Source organism: Chitinophaga sp. XS-30, assembly GCF_008086345.1.
Taxonomy (GTDB): domain Bacteria; phylum Bacteroidota; class Bacteroidia; order Chitinophagales; family Chitinophagaceae; genus Chitinophaga.
In genome coordinates, this window is sequence record NZ_CP043006.1 from 1,691,442 (window position 1) to 1,710,508 (window position 19,067).

Consider the following 19,067-nt stretch of genomic DNA (forward strand, 5'->3'; position numbering starts at 1 on the left):
TATCATATCTGTTCGACAGCAGCATGCACCTGTTGGTGAAGGAGGCGCAATGCGCGTGTCGATCCAATTACGGTCACACTTCTTTTTCGATGATCTGCCCCGTTTTCTTGTCCTTCAGAATAAGTTTGGAAGCGCCGTAGTGCGTGGTTTCCTCTTTGATAAGATAATACTGATCGTTATAACTGTTGAGGTCCTTTTCCTTTCCAACGTCTTCTTTTCCGCGCCATACCGGCAGCTCTACCGGCTCCCAGCGTTTCGATCTTGCTGATTTGTAGGCAGCATCGAGGATGGCATTCACCACGTAACCGTCATAGAAGGTCTCGCGGGGTTCGCGGCCTGCTTCCACGGCATTGAACATGTCTGCAAACATATGATTATAGCCCAGTTCATTCAGTTCATCACCCACGGGGAAGAGCCAGCCGGTGTTGCTTTCCGCTTTTTCGGCCACGTAGTCCGCGCCCTTGCCGGTGGTGAACATATCAAAGCCTGTTCTCAGGAAGCTGTTCAGCCAGATGGTGCCTTCAGAACCCATCACCTCATCCCGCAGATCAAGACCGCCGCGGAAGGTCCAGCTCACTTCGAACTGCCCGATCGCGCCGTTGTCGTATTTAACCAGGCCGATGGCATGGTCTTCCGCATCGATCGGCTTTACCTGGGTATCTGCCCAGCACATGACCTCCAGGGGCCGGATATCTTTCCCGATGAAACTGCGCCCGATCTCTACACAATGACAGCCCAGGTCGAGTATGCAACCACCGCCTGCCTGCTCTTTATCCCAGAACCATTCGCTATGCGGACCGGGGTGCGTTTCCCTTGATTTGGCCCAGAGGATACGGCCCAGCGCACCGTTTTGCACACTTTGCAACGCCTTCAGGAATTTCGGCGTGTACACCAGGTCTTCCAGGTAACCGTTAAAGATACCCGCCTGCTCTACGGCATCCATCATGCGCTTGGCCTCCTCCGCATTCCGCCCCAGCGGTTTGGTGCACATGACGGACTTCCCCGCCTTGCAACAGGCCAGCACGGCCGCTTCATGCAGGTTATTGGGCAGGGAGATGCAAACCATGTCCACTTCAGGATGATTGATCGCTTCTTCCATATCCGTTGTCCAGTGATCGCACTTGTAGTCCTGTGCGAACTTCTTCGCGGTTTCTTCACGGCGGGAATAGATGCTTACGATCTTGTCCCGGCTCCTTTGTCCCTGCAGGGAATCTGCATAAAATCGCCCGATGAATCCGGAGCCCAGCATTGCAATTTTTGCCATATGAATTGTGTTATTTTTTTGTCAGACAGGTTTTTTATCCCGGAACGCCAGCACGAAATACAGCATCACGGCTGCCGCGATGTACACCGGCACCATCCAGATCGGTTCCCATTGCCGTATGCCGTTCACCGTGTAGTAATCCGCCACATATCCGGAGAATAGCGTGCCGATGACCATGCCCAGCCCGTAGGTAGCGAAGGTGAACAGCCCCTGCGCCGCGCTTTTGATCTTTTCTCCCGCCCTGTTCTCCGTGTACATGTAACCGGTAACGAAGAAGAAATCATAACAGACGCCGTGCAGGATGATGCCGGCATATAACATCCAGATGTTCGCGCCGCTGTCCCCATACGCAAAGAGCACATACCTCAGCACCCAGGCCGTCATCCCCAGCAGCAGCATGTTCTTTACGCCGATGCGGCGCAGCAGCAGGGGAATGGCGAGTATGAATACCGCTTCCGAAGCCTGGCCATAGATCATTTTCCCGGCGGCGTTCTCCATACCCGCTTCATGCAGGAAGAGATTGGCGAAGCCGTAATAGAAGCTCAGCGGGATGCAGATGAGGATGGCCGATATGAAGAATACGAGATACGAGCGGTTCCTGAACAGCACGAGGGCTTCCGTGCCAACGGCGGATGCATCGCTTTTGCCTTTCGGCGGGGTATCCGGCAGCAGGAATCCGTAGATGCCGAGCAGGGCGGAAGCTCCGGCCGCAATATAAAAGGTGCCGGCTGTCTTCTCAATGAGCATATAGCCGATCAGCAAACCGGCCACGATCCAGCCCACGGTCCCGAACATCCGCACGGCAGGGAATTGCTTCCCGGGATCGCTCATCTGTCCGAATGCCACACTATTGGTTAGCGCGATAGTAGGCATGTACAGCAGGGAATAAAAGAGCACGATCCCGATAAAGATCCAGGTATCGGATGTTTGTGTGGCGAGGTAGAGCGCCGCCGCGCCAACGAGGTGGAGAACGGCCATGACCTTTTGCGCCGGAAAGTACCGGTCGGCCACCATCCCCACGAAGAACGGGGATATCATGGTGGCGATAGCCAGGGCCATATAGGCGTAGCCTACTTCTGCACCTGTTGCGTGCAGATTGGTGACCATATAGGTATTCATGGTCACATACCATGCGCCCCAGATGAAGTATTCGAGGAACATCATGAGTGAGAGCTGGAACCGGGTGTTGCTGTTCAAGTGAAACGGGTTTTAGGTTAACCAAGATAAGGAAACAAACGATTAAAAACCCCGGTATGGCTTCTCTGCCTGCCGGCGCTTTTCCGCTGTCAGGCTTTAACCAGCTGTTGGTAATATTTGCAGACCGGCCGGAGCCCGCATTCCCCGCATTTGGGGCTGCGTGCCAGGCAGATGTAACGGCCGTGCAGGATCAGCCAGTGATGCGCCACATGTACCTTTTCTTCGGGAATGTATTTCAATAGCTGCTGCTCCGTTTGCAGCGGCGTTTTGGCATTTACGGTCAGGCCCAGCCGGGCGGATACGCGAAAAACATGGGTATCCACGGCCATATTCGGCTGATGATGGATAACGCTGGTGATCACATTGGCGGTCTTTCGGCCCACACCGGGCAGTTTCACCAGTTCCGGCACAGTAGCCGGTATCTCGCCATTGAAATCGTCCATTACCATGTTAGCCATGCCAATGAGGTGCCTGGTTTTATTGTTGGGATAGCTGATGCTCCGGATCAGCGGAAAAAGGTCATCGAACGTGGCTTTGCTCAGGGCGGCAATGTCCGGGTATAACTCAAAAATGGCGGGAGTGGTCATATTCACCCGTTTGTCCGTGCATTGGGCGGACAAAATAACGGCTACCAGCAACTGGTAGGGATTGTCATAGATCAGTTCTGTTTCTGCATCTGGAGCATGCTGCTCGAAATAATCGATCACGTACTGGAATCGCTCTTTCCTGGTCATGCCTGCAAAATAGTAAAACTAGCGCTCTTCTTTTTCGCTTTGGGCATAGTCAAAAATAGCGATCAGGGTGCTGGTGCGGGGGGTGTACTGCACTTTATCCAACGCCTGCAAGGTAAAAAGGTGCTGTTGATGCTCTTCACGGGCCAGTTCCATATGCTCTTTCATGTTCATCGTTGTTTTGCCTTCCGGGTTAGTCACAGTACAGTTAGCAGTAGAAAAAGGGAGTGTAAAATTGCTCATGCGATTGATTTGTTTTGTTTTAACGGAATTTACAAGATTAACACATACATAACGGAGAATGACGGGGCGGTATTGTTAATTTAAGCCTTTTTTTTGAGAAGCGCAATTTTTTAACAAAAGTGAAACATCTGTATCAACTTGAAATACAGAAGATTAGTTCTGGCTGGTGGTAGGGTCGGGGATGATGAACAGGTCTTCATCATCTTTTTTCATACGGTATTTCTCCCGGGCGAATTTTTCCAGTTTTTCGGGGCTGGACAGCAGTTCGTATTGATCTTGCCGGGTCCTTTCAATTTCCTTTTTATAGAATGCTTTCTGGGCTTCCTGTTCCCTTACTTCGGAGTAAAGCTGGTATTGGGTAAAGATATTATTGCGGTCGAGGAACATCAGCCATATGAAGAAGGCTGCTCCGCTCACAACATATTTGTTGCGCAGGACGGCTGGTATGCTGATCTTCTTCATTCGCTAATGTTTTAGAATATCCGGGTACCGGACGGACATCCGGCACCCGGAAAGATTTGAATATTGACCACTATAAAAAATAATGCTGTTATTTCTTACCAAATTTAACGGAATTTCCCGGATAAAAAGCGCTGCTGTCCAGCAGTTCTTCGATGCGGATCAGCTGGTTGTACTTGGCCATGCGGTCTGTACGGCTGGCGGAACCGGTCTTGATCTGACCGCAGTTCAGTGCTACCGCCAGGTCGGCGATGGTGGTATCTTCGGTTTCACCGGAGCGGTGGCTCATGATGGAAGTGTAACCGGCTTTGTGGGCCATGGTTACCGCGTTGATGGTTTCCGTCACTGTACCGATCTGGTTCACTTTTACCAGGATGCTGTTAGCGATATCCTGGTCGATACCCTGTTTCAGGCGTTTTACATTGGTTACGAACAGGTCGTCACCCACGAGCTGAACATTGGCGCCGATGGCTTCGGTCAGTTTTTTCCAGCCGCTCCAGTCGTCTTCGGCCATACCGTCCTCGATGGAAACGATGGGATATTTTTTCACCCATTCTGTCCAGTAGGCCACCATTTCATCGCTGCTGATGATTTTCTGGGAGCTTTTGTAGAATTTGTAGGAGTTGGTCTTCTCGTCGTACATTTCGCTGCTGGCGGCATCCAGGGCGATATTGATCTGGGAGCCGGCTTTGTAACCTGCGGCTTCGATAGCCTGGAGCACGGTTTCGATCGCTTCTTCATTGCTCTGGATCTCGGGAGCGAAACCGCCTTCGTCACCTACGTTGGTGCTGTATCCTTTCTTTTTCAGTACGGATTTCAGGTGGTGGAATACTTCCACGCCCCAGCGGAGGCCTTCGGAGAAGGAGCCGGCGCCATTCGGTACGATCATGAATTCCTGGAAATCGATCTTGTTGTCAGCATGTGCGCCGCCGTTCACGATGTTCATCAGGGGAATGGGCAGCGTGGTGGCATTTACGCCGCCGAGGTAGCGGAACAGGGGCAGGCCGAAGGCTTCTGCGGCCGCTTTGGCTACCGCCATGCTCACGGCAAGGGTGGCATTGGCGCCCAGCTTGGCTTTATTTTCAGTTCCATCCAGTTCTATCAGGAGCTTGTCTACACCCGCCTGGTCGCTGATATCCCAGCCGATCAGTTCATCTGCTATCGTTTCGTTCACATTGGTCACAGCTTTGATCACGCCTTTTCCCATATATGCCCCTTTGTCACCGTCACGGAGCTCAACGGCTTCGTGTTTGCCCGTGGAAGCGCCGGATGGCACAGCGGCCCGTCCAACATGGCCGTCTTCCGTAGTTACGTCTACTTCCACCGTCGGATTGCCGCGGCTGTCTAAAATCTGTCTGGCATGGATCTCTGAAATGATACTCATGGGTAAAATTTTTTATTTTTTTAATTCTGGAAAAGTGAATCCGGACGGCAAACGTACCACTAGTTTGTCAGTTCCCTGAACACGTCTTCGAGCGAATGCGAATTGCTCTGCAAAGAAAGGATGTTCCGGTTATTTATCAAAGCGAATTGCAGGAGGTTTTTCCGTACGGTCTCCGCATCTGCCGTATATAGTCTCCATTGATGGCCTTCGGCGGCCACAGCACGGGTTACGCCGGGGAGGGCCTCCAGTTCGGCAAGGCTGACACTTTCCCCGAAACTCACCTGGATATAACTGCCTGAGCCCCGTTGCAGGGCGCTGATAGCGTCATCGGCAATGATCCGCCCCTTGTTGATGATGATCACCCGGCTGCACAGGGCCTCTACTTCCTGCATGATATGGGTGGAGAGCATCACCGTTTTGTTCTCTCCCAGCGCTTTGATCAGCGTTCTGATCTCCGCCAGCTGATTGGGATCGAGCCCGGAGGTGGGCTCATCCAGGATGAGCACTTCCGGGTCGTGCAGCAGCGCCTGGGCCAGGCCCACCCGCTGTTTATACCCTTTGGAGAGAGCCCCGATCTTTTTATGCTGTTCCGGTGTGAGGCCGGTAAGCCCGATCATTTCGCTGATCCGCTTTTGCGGACTGCTTAGCCGGTGCATGCCCGCCATGAATTCCAGGAATTCCCGCACGTACATGTCCGGGTACAGCGGATTTGCTTCGGGAAGGTATCCCACCCGCTGCCTGACCTCCATGGGGGCTTTCGCAACATCAAACCCGCAAACGCTTGCCTGCCCCTCACTTGGTGGCAGGTAACCGGTGATGATCTTCATGGTAGTGGATTTGCCGGCACCATTTGGACCTAAAAAGCCCACGATCCCGCCTTTCTGCAGCTCAAAAGAGATGTTGTCCACTGCTTTCTGCTGACCATACAGCTTCGTGAGTTGTGAAACGAGAATAGACATGGATAGTTTTTGCGGAGACTAAAGTAAGCGAAAATTGTGAAAACGGGACCGGGCTTTTGGCCGGTCCCGCCAGTTTCAGGGTGCTTGTTGATAAAAGAACAGTTGTAGGTTGTTATGATTAGTAAGAGACATTATGTTACAGGGGGAAAAATACAGAAATCCGCGGAGCTTTCAATTTAAAAATTATGTTAAGTTCTGAGGCATGTTTTTTGATCCACTGTCAGGCTTTCCTGTGTGCCGATAATTTTTACTATTACATTTGCAGGATGAAGCCTGCATGTTTAAAGTAACCAGCTTGAATATCCAAGGCGCAGTCCCGCCCGTAAAAAATAAAAATAAACGGATGAAAAGATCGATCGTTTTTTTGCTGCTGCTTCCGCAGTTCATGCAAGCCCAGCAATTGCCGGAAAAGCACTACCCGAAAGGATATTTCAGAAACCCGATGAATATACCGATAGAGCTGGCCGGTAATTTTGGCGAGCTGCGCCCGAACCATTTTCATTCGGGTATAGACATCAAGACGCAGCAGCGCGAGAACCTTCCGGTGCATGCTGCAGCGGAGGGATTTGTAAGCAGGGTGGGCATTTCCCATCTCGGTTTTGGAAATGTGCTGTATATCGATCACCCGAACGGATATACGACCGTGTATGCGCATCTGAACAGATTTTATCCCAAACTCGAAGCATATATCACCAGCAAGCAATATGAGCAGGAAAGCTGGGCAACGAATATTACGCTGCCTGCGGGACTTTTTCCCGTGAAAAAGGGGGAATTTATTGCCTGGAGCGGAAATACCGGCGGTTCCGGCGGGCCGCATGTGCATTTCGAGATCAGGGATACCAAAACCGAAAAACCGGTCAATCCCATGCTTTTCGGGTTCAGCATTCCCGATACGCGCAAACCCGAAATATCCCGCATTGTGGTGTACGACCGGAACAAAAGCCTGTATGAGCAGACTCCCAAAGTAGTGACCGTCAAAGCCACAAAAGGAGGGTATGTAGCCAGCACGCCCGTAGTGAAAGTGGCGACGGACAAGGTGAGCCTGGGCCTGAGCGCCATCGACCGGCAGAGCAATTCCCCGAACCCCAACGGGATATATGAAGCTATGCTGATAGAGGATGGAGAGATCAACTGCGGATTTCAGCTGGATAATATCGGGTATGATGAAACCCGTTATCTCAATGCCCATATCGATTATAAAATGAGGAAAGGCGGCGGGCCTTATGTACAGCTGTTGTTCTCCCTGCCCGGCAATAACCTGGGAGTGTACCATGAGGTCGTGGGCAACGGCATTGTTGATCTGTCTGACAAGCAACCCCATCCCGTGACGCTGCGGGTGACGGATGCTTACGGTAATGCCTCCGATGTAAAACTGACCCTGCAGCAGTCAGGGGATGTGGTAGAGACCCCGGTTTGTACGAATGCCATGTATCCCGGTTCGCGGAATATATTCGAGAACAGCGAGGTGGAATTTTTCCTGGAAGAAGGTTCCCTGTATGACGATATATGTTTCCGCTACCAGGAAATTCCCAACAGCAAGGCCTACTCCAACACCTTCCGGCTGCATACCGCCCTGGTACCGGTGCATCACAGCTTCAGCCTGCGCATCATGCCAAAACGCACGGTGCAGCCCGAATTGCAGGATAAAATGGTGATCGTACGCAAAGGGTTTGGAGAGGGCATTTCCGCTGCAGTGTATGAAGACGGCTGGTATAAAGGCACTTTCCGCGATCTTGGCGATTTTTATCTGACGGCGGACACCATATCTCCGAGGATCACCCCACTGGGAGGGATCAGGTCAGGCGCAAACCTTTCCAAAGCCAGCCGGATCGCTTTTTCCATGAGCGATGCCAGCGGCATCAAGTCCTACCGCGCGGAGCTGGACGGTAAATGGCTGATGTTCTCCCGCCGGGGCAATGTGTTATCCTACAAATTCGATGAACACTGCCCGCCCGGGAATCACAAGCTGACGCTGAAGGTGACCGATATTGTAGATAATGAAACCACTTATATATTGACTTTTAAAAGATAGCCATCATGATGCATCTAAAACAGGGCGACGTTGCGCCCGACTTCACCGCAAAAGACCAGCAGGGGAATACGGTTTCCCTGACCGATTTCAAAGGCAAAAAAGTAATCCTCTATTTCTATCCTCACGACATGACGGAGGGATGCACGATCCAGGCCTGCAACCTTCGTGACCACTACAGCGTGTTGCTCCGCAAGGGGTATGTTGTCATTGGTGTGAGTGAAGATGATGAAAAGAGCCATCAGAAGTTCACCGAAAAGTACGATCTGCCTTTCCCCCTGCTGGTGGATGTTGACCATACCATCCTGAACGACTATGGCGTTTGGGGAGAAAAGACGTTCATGGGGCGTACCTATGACGGCACGCACCGCACTACCTTCCTGATCGATGAGGAAGGTGTAATCGCGCACATCATCAACAAACCGGATAATGATTACCATGCCCAGGAAATACTGGAGTTATGGGAAGGCGCCGCTCCGGAGGAGGAGACCGCTCAGGCAGATGCAGAGCGTGCCGGGGAGGAAGTCGTGGAGGCTGAAGTGGTTGAAGAAGAAATACAGGAAACACCGGTATCATCCGATCCCGTGGAGAAGGCGAAGGCGGTGGTGCAGGAACTGAAGGAGACCGGCACACATTCATCAGTGAAAGCCCGCAGCAGAAGGGTGCCGGCTGTTGCAAAGGAAGCTGCGAAAAAAGCGGAAGCAGAGAAGACAGCTGTGGCGCCGAAGAAAGCTGCAGCAAAGAAAGCGATGCCTGAAAAGGCAGCATCGAAGGAAGTAAAGAAATCAGCACCTAAAAAAACAGCTGCTAAAAAGGCCACACCGGAGAAAGCTGCTGCAAAGAAAACCGCAACCAAACCGGTGAAGAAATCGGCACCTAAAAAGGCAGCATCTAAGAAAGCCACGCCAAAGAAGGCCGCTGCTAAAAAGGTGGCAACCAAACCGGTGACGAAATCGGCACCAAAGAAGGCAGCCGCTAAAAAAGCCACGCCGAAGAAATCTGCTGCTAAAAAGGTGGTAACCAAGCCGGTGAAGAAATCAGCATCCAAAAAGGCAGTAGCGAAAAAAGCCACGCCGAAGAAATCTGCTGCAAAGAAAACCGCAACCAAACCGGTGAAGAAATCGGCACCAAAGAAGGCAGCCGCTAAAAAAGCAACACCGAAGAAAGTTGCTGCTAAAAAAGTAGCAACCAAGCCAGTGAAGAAATCAGTACCAAAAAAAGCAGCCGCTAAGAAATCAACGCCAAAGAAATCCGTTGCAAAAAAAGTGGCAATCAAGCCGGTGAAGAAATCAACACCAAAGAAGGCCGCCGCGAAGAAAGCCACGCCGAAGAAAGTTGCTGCAAAGAAAACCGCAACCAAACCGGTAAAGAAATCAGCACCCAAAAAGGCTGTATCCAAAAAAGCGACGCCGAAAAAATCAGCACCCAAAAAAGCTACAACAAAGCCGGTAAAAAAAGCCGCCAGTAAAAAGGCAGCAACCAAACCGGTGAAGAAATCAACACCCAAAAAATCCGCAAAGAAAAAATAGCCCTCAAAGCATCAAAAAAAACGGGAAAGAAGTTAAACCTCTTTCCCGTTCCTATTTTTATCAATTTGAATTATCTCTTCTGACGCTGTTTCTTGAATATCTGCCCGGTTTTGAACTTGTTACCTTCAGGGCTGCCCACACGGTCCATCGCGCAACGGAACCCTACGGTATTGGTCGCCATATCTTCCTGCATGAAACGGCGTGTACCGGGAGACAGCCAGTAAGCACGGTCGTTCCAGCTACCCCCTTTGATCACACGGGATTTGTCGTTCACCAGTGAAGTGATACCATAACCATATTCCACCAGGGAAAGGGAGTCACCATCCAGGTAGTTGATCACGTCGCCTTTCTGATAGTTCAGGCGGCTGGCGGATTCCTCATCGGTCACATCACGCATTTTCAACGCACCAAGGCTGTCTTTTTCAAATTCTTTCTCGGCATTCTGATATACCGTCTGGAATTTGTTACCGCGGAAGTAGTTGAAATCATCGCCATCGATAGTGGTCAGCGGTCTGTACACATCCTGTACCCATTCGCTCACGTTACCTGACATGTTATAGATACCAAAAGTGTTCGGGAAGTAAGATTGAACAGGAGCGGGGATAGACGCACGGTCATTCAGGCCGCCTGCCATACCCATGTTGTCACCTGAACCGCGTTTGAAGTTCGCCAGGAACTGGCCCTGCCAGTTACCGCGGCGGATATCGCGGAGGCCGCTGTTGTTCGTACCCCAGGAATAGATCTGTTTGTTCATGATCAGCTCTTCACCGCGTTTACCTTCCTTTTTGGAGGGGTTCGGGTTCTGGCCGATATATCCTAATGCGGCATATTCCCATTCCGCTTCAGTGGGCAACCGGTAGGCGGGCAGCATGATGCCGTCCTCAAACTGTGCGCCGCGGGGAGAACCGTCAGCATTACTGAACTGCTTGCGGGTGCTTTTGCTCAATTTACCCGGTGTACCTTCGTACAGGCCGGCCATATAAGACTTGGAATCAAAAGTATTGTCATCCGCCTGGTTCATGATATCTGCCTGCGAAAGAAGGCCGGCATCCATCAGCAATTTCTCGTTCACGCGGTTGGAACGCCATTTGGCATAGTCGGTCGCCTGTTTCCAGGTCACACCCACCACCGGATAATTGTTATATGCAGGGTGGCGGAAATAATATTCCACCAGCGGCTCATTGTAAGCCAGTTCGCTACGCCATACCAGGCTGTCCGGCAACGCATTGCGGTACACTTCGGGGAATGATTCGCCGTACATCCGGCTCAGCCAGTACAGGTATTCACGGTAATTGATGTTGGATACTTCGCTTTCATCGATATAAAATGATGAAACCGTGATACGGCGGGGAATGTTATTCCAGTCGCCCATCACGTCCTGCTCGGTAGCGCCCATGGCGAAAGTACCGCCCTGAACGAATACCAGGCCCGGACCAGTGAACTGGTCTTTGCTCTTGGCAACGGAAAAACCACCCATTTTAGGGTCGTTATACGCCCATCCGGTGGCTGAAGAAGATTCCTTCTTCTTTCCAAAAAGCCCACCGTTCTTACAGGCCGACATCGACATCATCAATACGCCGGTGCCCAGGATCAAGGATAAGGAGGTTAATCTGCGCATGCTAAAACAGCTTTTATCGATACAATTTAGATATTCATACAAGTAAACGCAAATGTAGTAATTTTTATTTTATAGCAAAAAAAATTAATCTATAATCAAATGCGGCTAATGCTGTATCGTTTAGGTTTGATAACTCCCGGATATACATTAGGTTTGTAATAAATATAAACATCCTGCCGCCCTTATGCTCCGCTCCGGTTTTGCCCTCATCAGCGCCATTTTCCTGCTTTGCCGTACGGAAAGTACCCTGGCACAGCGTGTTTATGCGGACAGGTCCGTACTGGCGGACGGCAACTGGTGCAAACTGGCGGTCAAGGCCGCCGGCATTTACAAAATAGGTATTCCCCAACTCAATGCCATGGGAATTTCCACGGCCAGCCTGCCATCTTCCCACATCCGGCTTTTCGGTAACGGCGGCGCCATGCTGCCGGAGGACAATGCCGTTCCACGGGCAGATGACCTGCCGGAAATCGCCATCTCTGTAATGGATGGAGGGGATGGACTGCTGAACGGGAATGATTACATTTTATTCTATGCCCCCGGTCCCCATACCTGGCAAAAAGACGCACAGGGCTACCGCCACACGTATAATTTATATGCGGATTCCGCCTGTTATTTCCTGCATATCTCTCCCGGCGGCTTGCGCGTGCAACCTGCCCCGGCCGTGCCAAACCCTAATTTCAATGTCAACTCCTTTGATTTCCGGGTATTTCGTGAAGATGAGCTGCACAACATCCTCTCCAGCGGAAAGCAGTGGCTTGGAGACGAGTTTGGCAACGGGAACGGCAGCACAGCGGAACGCACCTATACCATCAGCCTTCCGCCCGGCGGGCTGACGGATGTTTTCGTTCGTTTTCAGGCCGTGTCGCGCAGTACGGGCAGCTCCCGTTTTGATGTGCTGGTGAATAATGTGCTGGCCGAAAGTTTTTACCCCGCGCCGGTCAGCGGTAATATCTTCGAAGAATATGCAAGTCCGGCCGGTGGCTGGTTCCCCGCACAGGGCGGTGGTACCGTTACCCTCCGTTACCAGGGCAATGCCTCGGCGCAGGGCTGGCTGGACTTCCTGGAAGTGCAGGGCCGTGCTGCATTGCGCATGCCGGCCCAGGGCGCGCTGTTGTTCAGGGACGCATCCGGAACAGGGCCGGGGCGCATCGGGCGGTTCACTATTGACAACGCTGCCGCGCAGACGCAGGTCTGGGATGTCACCATTCCCGGGCAGCCCCGCAGCCTTCCGGCCTCATTCAGTGGCGGCAGCCTGCAATTCAACGCAGATTGCGCCACCCTGAGAGAATTTGCGGCGTTCACACCGGAAGCCCTGCCGCAGCCGGAATACATCGGCCCGGTCCCCAATCAGAACCTGCACGGCGCTTCCACCCCGGATATGCTCATTATCACCGCCACCGGCCTGGAAAGCGCCGCCGCCCGCCTCGCGGCCTGGCATAACACCGCACAGCAACTGCAGGTGTCGGTTGTAACAGTGGACCAGATCTATAATGAATTTGCGTCAGGCTCACCGGACCCCACAGCGTTGCGGGATTTTGTGAAGATGCATTACGACCGCGGCGGCATCCGTTACCTGCTGCTCTTCGGACGGGCCTCGTACGACTACCGGGACCGGTTGCCCGGCAACACGAATATTGTGCCCACCTGGCAAAGCAGCTCCTCCTGGCATGGCATCACTGCTTATATGTCTGACGACTATTTCGGCTTCCTGGATGATGGGGACAATATCGGCAACAACGGCCAGGTCAATCTCCTGGACGTGGCTATTGGCCGCCTGCCGGTGAGGAATGCGGCTGAAGCGGACGCGGTGGTAGACAAGATATCAGGTTACCATACCCCCCGGAGCTTCGGCCCTTGGCGGAATGAAATGACCTTTGTGGCGGATGATGAAGATAACAACCTGCACCTGGAAGACGCAGAGACCGTCAGCCGGATCATTGAAACGGAACAGCCCGTTTATAATGTTGACAAGATATATCTCGATGCCTACCCCCAGGTATCCTCCTCCGGCGGCAGCCGTTACCCCGCTGCCAATGAGGCCATCACCAACCGGATCAACAGCGGAACGCTGGTGTGGAACTACACCGGGCATGGCGGTTTTTCCCGGCTGGCGGAAGAAGCCATCCTGGAGGAAGCTTCTTTGTCGGGATGGAAAAATGCGGGCCGCCTGCCCCTGGTAGTAACGGCTACCTGTGATTTTGCGCCGTTTGACAATCCGGCCTTCCAGTCCCTCGGTGAAAAACTGGTGCTGATGCCGGAAGGCGGCGCTATTGCGCTGATGACTACCACCCGTGCAGTTTTTGCCGCATCCAACCTGGTGATGAACGCCAATTATTTCCGGTTGGCCTTTCACCCCGGCACCTCGCTCGGTGAGGGGGCGCGGCTGGCGAAGAACGAAACATATGCCGCTCTCGGGGACGTGATCAATAACCGGAAATTCCAGTTGCTGGGCGACCCGGCGCTGCTGCCGGCATTTCCGTTATGGCGGGTGTACACAGATTCCATCAACGGGCAGCCGCTCAACGGCGCAGACACCCTGAAAGCCCTCGGTAAATACACCATTCAGGGCAGCGTCAGGGATACGGATGGTATGATAAAACAGGACTATAACGGGATGATGACCACCACGGTGTATGACAAGCCCGCCGGGAGCAGCACCCTGGGCAACGACCCCGGCAGTACCGCCGTGGTGTACCGGCAGCAGGACCGTATATTGTTCAAAGGCACGCAACAGGTGCGGAACGGCCGGTTCAGCTTCACCTTTGTGGTGCCGAAGGATATACTGCAGGAAGATGGCCATGGCAAGATCAGTTACTATACGCAAAATGAGACCAGCGATGGCGGAGGGGTGTACGGGCAATTGCCCGTGAACGGCACTGCCGCAGCGCCTGCGGATAATGAAGGCCCGCAGATACAAGCCTGGATGAACGATGAAAACTTCCGGGACGGTGGGCTGGTTAATGAAGAGCCGCTGCTGTTTGTGCGCCTGTACGACGATAACGGCATTAATGCCACAGGCAACGGCATCGGGCACGATATTGTCGCTATCCTGGACGACAGTACCCGTTTCTATAATCTGAATGCCTGGTTCGAAGCCCTGCAGGACGACTACCGGCAGGGGGATATCCGTTTCCCCATGGCCGGCCTCGCACCGGGAGAGCATACGCTCACCATCAGGGCCTGGGATACCCATAATAATTCTTCCACCATCCGCATCCGGTTCAAGGTAGTGCTCAAAGCCGCGCTGGCAGTGGAAAATGTCTTCAATTACCCCAACCCTTTCCGCGATCAGACCCGCTTTGTATTCACACATAATCAGCAAGGAACTGATCTTGATGTGGTTATCCGTATATTTACACCCGCCGGACAACTGGTACGTACCATGAGCAGCACAATAAATTCCGTCAACGGCCGTTATGATGGCGTTCCCTGGAACGGGACCGCCGATTCGGGAGCGAGATTGACCCCTGGCATATATTTTTATCAGATTGTGGTTAAAGACGAAAAGAGCAAAGAAAAAGTGTTTGGCGGAAAGATGATATTATTGTAGATTACATATTATTTTTTATATAAATCTGATAGAAAAAATGTATGCATTCTACCCATCCCTTGAAATTTATAAATTACAGATTAATTTTACATTTAAGCTAACTAAATAAGTATTGCATGTTTTCCAGGATAACAATAGCTTTGGTATGCACCTTTTCCCTGTTCCTATGCCAAGATACTTTTGCTCAGATCAGTTCCGATGAAAGGGACGGAAAAGTAAATGCCATCAACACAGCTGTACCTTTCCTGCGCATATCCCCCGATGCCAGGAGCGGAGCGATGGGAGACGTGGGCCTTGCGCTTTCACCGGATGCCAACGCTGTTTACTGGAACCTCTCCAAACTCCCCTTTGCAGAAAAGAAAGCCGCTATCGCGGTCACCTATACGCCCTGGCTGAAGGAGCTGGTGAACGATGTATTCCTGGCGCAGGTAGCCGGCTATACGCAGCTGGACGAGAACCAGTCCATCGGTGCTTCCCTGCGGTATTTTTCCCTGGGCGACATTCAGTTTACAGATATGAACCAGGCGGACAATGGTACTTTCCGCCCGCGCGAGTTCGCGTTTGATGCGGGATATGCCCGCCGGCTGAGCCAAAACTGGTCTATCGGCCTGGCGCTCCGCTATATCCATTCCAGCCTGGCTACCGGCCTGAGCGTGGACCAGCAGACCATCCGCCCCGGCCGGGCCGTGGCAGCGGACCTCACTTCCTTTTACACGAAGAATTTCGAGACCGATAACGGCGTTAACACATTGAGCCTGGGTTTTGCGATGACCAATATCGGTACCAAAATATCTTATACGCAATCCGCCCAGAGAGATTTCCTGCCCACCAACCTGGGGCTGGGCGCAGCCTACACGATCGGTATCGATGAATATAACAAGTTCACGTTTGCACTGGACATCAACAAGTTGATGGTACCTACGCCGCAGACCGACAGCACTTACCCGGATAAAAGTGTGCTGGAAGGCCTGTTCTCCTCCTTCGGTGACGCTCCGGGCGGTTTCAAGGAAGAACTGCACGAGCTGATGTATTCCGTGGGTGGCGAATACTGGTACAATAACCAGTTTGCCGTTCGTGTGGGATACTATAATGAGCATGCCACAAAAGGCAACCGCAAGTACTTTACGGCCGGGCTTGGTGTGAAGTATGATATTTTCGGCCTGAACTTCTCTTACCTGGTGCCTTCCGGCGCCGGTATCCAGAGAAATCCGCTGTCTAACACCCTGCGCTTCACGCTTTCTTTTGATCTGTCGCGGAATGAGGAATAGCACCGTTTCTTTGCCATAAGAAATATACCATTAATAAATCCTCCGTAGCTAAGGGGGATTTATTATTTTAGCCCACCGCCGGAAAGGCGCAATTGATTTGGATTATGAGCAAACTAAGGATAGGATTAGGGGTGGATTTCCACCAACTGGTGCCGGGGCGTGACTTCTGGCTTGGAGGCGTATTGGTGCCGCACCACAAAGGTGCATTGGGGCACAGTGATGCGGACGTATTGTTGCATGCCATTTGCGACGCCATGCTGGGGGCCGCCAGCCTGGGAGATATCGGGCTGCACTTCCCGGATACGGACCAGGCATACAAGAATATCGACAGCAAGATACTGCTGGCCCGCTGCCGGGAGCTGATCGCCGAAAAGGGCTATAGCGTGGTGAATGTGGATGCCTCTCTCTGCCTGCAGGCGCCGAAGATCAAGCCATATGTGCCGCAAATGCAGGAGGTGATCGCCGCGCATATCGGGGTTACCATAGAAGATGTATCCATCAAGGCCACTACCACCGAGCAACTGGGGTTCGTGGGCCGGGAAGAGGGAGTCGTAGCCTATGCTACCGTATTGCTCGAAAAGCAGTAACCATTTATTTTTTACGTTTTACCTTTGTGCAATGGCTGAAATACAAGTTAAGATCATTAATCATTCGGATAATCCGATACCCGCATATGCTACGGCTGATGCCGCCGGCATGGACCTTCGCGCCAACCTGGACGGGCCACTGACCCTGCAGCCGATGGAACGCACCCTTGTGCCCACCGGCCTGTTCATGGAACTGCCGTCAGGTTACGAAGCCCAGATCCGGCCACGCAGCGGCCTCGCCATTAAACAGGGGCTCACGCTGCTGAACACCCCTGGCACGATAGATGCAGATTACCGTGGAGAGATCAAGATCATTATGATCAATCTGTCCGGGGAACCGCAGATCATCCGGCATGGGGACCGTATCGCACAAATGGTGGTAGCACCGTTCGTACAGGTGACCCTGCATGAAGTGAAGGAACTGAGCGAAACAGAAAGAGGGAGCGGAGGGTTCGGCCATACGGGAAAATCCTGAACATGCGTCACACTATCATCGCCATAACAGCAGGCGCCGCAATGCTGGCGGCAGCATGCGGAAGCAGCAGAAGGATTGCGTCCGTACCGGCTGCCCTGCAACAGGAGATACTGGAGCAAAGGGCGGACAGCCTCTTTTTTGCAGCCCAGCGCTCCAAAATGCTTGGCGATTATAGAACGGCCATCACGCAGTATTCCGATTATATCCGTCTCAACAAGAAGAACGCTACTGTTTTCTATGAACTGAGCCGTCTCTTTACCGAAGTGCGCAATCCCTCTTACGCACTGGGCTTTGCCCGCCGTGCTGCTTCGATGGACACTTCCAACAAATGGTTCCAGCTGGCGCTTGCGGACGCTTTCACCATGAACGAGATGTTTGACAGCGCCGCCATGGTGTACGACAAACTGATCCGCCTCAGTCCGCTGGATGAGGATCTGTTGTTCAACAAGGGGATGGCGCTTTCCAAAGGCAAGCATTATGCTGCGGCGCTGACCGTATTTGATACCCTGGAAAGCAGGGTGGGGGTGGTGGAAGATCTTTCTTACCAGCGGCAGCGCATTTTCATGCACCTTGGTATGGCGGATGAAGCGGCGGCAGAGGTCAGGAAACTGATCAGCCAGGACCCTGCTGAACTTCGTTACCGGGGCATGCTGGCCGAGATATACGAGTCCGTCGGCCGTCAGGGTGATGCCAGGAAAGTATATGATACCATCCTGCAGCAGGACCCCTATCATCCCCGCGCGCTGATTGCCATTGCCAACATGGAAAAAAGGAACGGGAATGAACCGAAATACCGTGCCTACCTGATCAAGGCATTCAACAATCCGGATTACAGTATAGACGAAAAAATATCCTTTGTATATCCGTACCTCCAGATGCTGGAAACAGATACAACAAAGCGGGATGAAGGGTTGCTGCTCACGGGGCTCATTGTGGAATCACATCCGGGTGATGCCAAAGCATACGCCCTCCGGGCGGATATGTTCTCCCAGGGTGAGATGCCGGACAGCGCGCTGGTGAATTACCGTAAAGCCCTCAGCCTGGATTCCACGCGTTTCAGCGTATGGTACCAGATGATGTGGCTGTATTCCCGTACAGATCAGCAGGATTCCCTGCTGCGTGTAAGCGATCACGTTATCGGTATCTTTCCGAAAGAATTTATGGGCTACTATTTTAACGGCCTTGCGAATTATTTCAAGCAAAGGCATGATGCCGCCATCCGCTCCCTTAACAAGGCATTGTCCATCGGCGGGGAAAGGCGTTTTGTAGCGGATGTATATGCTCTGCTGGGAGATACCTATCACGCCACCGGCCTGCACAACAGCAGCGACAGCAGTTATGATATGGTCCTCAGCCTTCGCCCGCGGGACCATCTCGTCATGAACAATTACAGCTATTACCTTTCCATGCGGGGAGATAAACTGGATAAAGCGGAACAGCTCAGCCGCCGTTCCCTGGAACTGCAGCCCGAAAGTCCAACCTACATGGATACCTACGCCTGGATACTGTTCCGGCTTGGAAGATATCGCGAAGCAAAAGAATGGATAGAAAAAGCCCTGCAACATCCGGAGGCACAGCAGGACCCGGATGTGCTGGAACACTATGGCGACATCCTTTTCAATCTCAATGAAAAGGACCGGGCCGTGGAATACTGGCAGCTGGCCAAAGCCAAAGGCGCTAATTCCATTGGCCTTGCCAGGAAAATAGCAGAGAAACGTTACATCAAAAGTGTGGACCGCTGAGCGAAACGGCCAGGGTAAGCATAAATCAT

General features: G+C 52.4%; 15 protein-coding genes and 1 pseudogene. 7 read left to right on the forward strand and 9 right to left on the reverse strand.

Annotation, left to right across the window (positions count from 1 at the left end):
- Positions 1 to 73: 73 nt before the first annotated feature.
- The 7 genes from FW415_RS07120 to gldA all read right to left on the reverse strand — a co-directional run bounded on the left by FW415_RS07120 (position 74) and on the right by gldA (position 6,237).
- Positions 74 to 1,264, reverse strand: a complete 1,191-nt coding sequence (locus FW415_RS07120) for a Gfo/Idh/MocA family protein (protein ID WP_148383578.1) — start codon at positions 1,262 to 1,264, stop codon at positions 74 to 76.
- A 21-nt stretch (positions 1,265 to 1,285) separates the two neighbouring features.
- The gene (locus FW415_RS07125) at positions 1,286 to 2,461 is read right to left on the reverse strand and encodes a nucleoside permease (RefSeq protein ID WP_148383579.1); all 1,176 of its coding nucleotides are present in this window, start codon (positions 2,459 to 2,461) and stop codon (positions 1,286 to 1,288) included.
- 89 nt (positions 2,462 to 2,550) lie between these two features.
- Positions 2,551 to 3,195, reverse strand: coding sequence for an endonuclease III (gene nth, locus FW415_RS07130; RefSeq protein ID WP_148383580.1), 645 nt, complete (start codon positions 3,193 to 3,195; stop codon positions 2,551 to 2,553).
- An 18-nt stretch (positions 3,196 to 3,213) separates the two neighbouring features.
- On the reverse strand, positions 3,214 to 3,435 hold the full coding sequence (locus tag FW415_RS07135) for a hypothetical protein (protein ID WP_148383581.1): 222 nt from the start codon (positions 3,433 to 3,435) through the stop codon (positions 3,214 to 3,216).
- A gap of 153 nt (positions 3,436 to 3,588) precedes the next feature.
- The gene (locus FW415_RS07140; protein WP_148383582.1) at positions 3,589 to 3,897 is read right to left on the reverse strand and encodes a septum formation initiator family protein; all 309 of its coding nucleotides are present in this window, start codon (positions 3,895 to 3,897) and stop codon (positions 3,589 to 3,591) included.
- Positions 3,898 to 3,985: 88 nt separating this feature from the next.
- Complete coding sequence (eno, locus tag FW415_RS07145; protein WP_148383583.1) at positions 3,986 to 5,278, reverse strand: phosphopyruvate hydratase; 1,293 nt, start codon at positions 5,276 to 5,278, stop codon at positions 3,986 to 3,988.
- Between the two features lie 59 nt (positions 5,279 to 5,337).
- Positions 5,338 to 6,237: a gliding motility-associated ABC transporter ATP-binding subunit GldA gene (gldA, locus tag FW415_RS07150; RefSeq protein WP_148383584.1), complete on the reverse strand. Its 900-nt coding sequence runs from the start codon at positions 6,235 to 6,237 to the stop codon at positions 5,338 to 5,340.
- Positions 6,238 to 6,580: 343 nt separating this feature from the next.
- Between gldA and FW415_RS07155 the strand changes: the two genes are divergently transcribed.
- Together FW415_RS07155 and bcp are read left to right on the forward strand one after the other, a co-directional pair.
- Positions 6,581 to 8,269 carry a M23 family metallopeptidase gene (locus FW415_RS07155; RefSeq protein WP_168208713.1) on the forward strand — a complete coding sequence of 563 codons (1,689 nt, stop codon included), beginning with the start codon at positions 6,581 to 6,583 and terminating at the stop codon, positions 8,267 to 8,269.
- 8 nt (positions 8,270 to 8,277) lie between these two features.
- Positions 8,278 to 8,667: pseudogene (bcp, locus tag FW415_RS25310) on the forward strand (thioredoxin-dependent thiol peroxidase); the annotation flags it as partial.
- Positions 8,668 to 8,759: 92 nt separating this feature from the next.
- Here bcp and FW415_RS25315 read toward each other — a convergent pair.
- Entirely contained in the window at positions 8,760 to 9,773 is a 1,014-nt protein-coding gene (locus FW415_RS25315; protein WP_246859050.1) for a hypothetical protein, read from the reverse strand.
- A 92-nt stretch (positions 9,774 to 9,865) separates the two neighbouring features.
- The gene (locus tag FW415_RS07165) at positions 9,866 to 11,413 is read right to left on the reverse strand and encodes an SUMF1/EgtB/PvdO family nonheme iron enzyme (RefSeq protein WP_148383587.1); all 1,548 of its coding nucleotides are present in this window, start codon (positions 11,411 to 11,413) and stop codon (positions 9,866 to 9,868) included.
- 184 nt (positions 11,414 to 11,597) lie between these two features.
- Here FW415_RS07165 and porU point away from each other — a divergent pair, with 184 nt between their 5' ends.
- The 5 genes from porU (at position 11,598) to FW415_RS07190 (ending at position 19,038) form a co-directional block, all read left to right on the forward strand.
- Entirely contained in the window at positions 11,598 to 14,966 is a 3,369-nt protein-coding gene (gene porU / locus FW415_RS07170; protein ID WP_148383588.1) for a type IX secretion system sortase PorU, read from the forward strand.
- A gap of 116 nt (positions 14,967 to 15,082) precedes the next feature.
- Positions 15,083 to 16,234: a type IX secretion system outer membrane channel protein PorV gene (porV, locus tag FW415_RS07175; RefSeq protein ID WP_148383589.1), complete on the forward strand. Its 1,152-nt coding sequence runs from the start codon at positions 15,083 to 15,085 to the stop codon at positions 16,232 to 16,234.
- A gap of 104 nt (positions 16,235 to 16,338) precedes the next feature.
- Positions 16,339 to 16,821, forward strand: coding sequence for a 2-C-methyl-D-erythritol 2,4-cyclodiphosphate synthase (ispF, locus tag FW415_RS07180; RefSeq protein WP_148383590.1), 483 nt, complete (start codon positions 16,339 to 16,341; stop codon positions 16,819 to 16,821).
- A 31-nt stretch (positions 16,822 to 16,852) separates the two neighbouring features.
- Entirely contained in the window at positions 16,853 to 17,296 is a 444-nt protein-coding gene (gene dut / locus FW415_RS07185; RefSeq protein ID WP_148383591.1) for a dUTP diphosphatase, read from the forward strand.
- Positions 17,297 to 17,298: 2 nt separating this feature from the next.
- Positions 17,299 to 19,038 carry a tetratricopeptide repeat protein gene (locus FW415_RS07190; RefSeq protein ID WP_148383592.1) on the forward strand — a complete coding sequence of 580 codons (1,740 nt, stop codon included), beginning with the start codon at positions 17,299 to 17,301 and terminating at the stop codon, positions 19,036 to 19,038.
- The last annotated feature ends 29 nt before the right edge of the window (positions 19,039 to 19,067 follow it).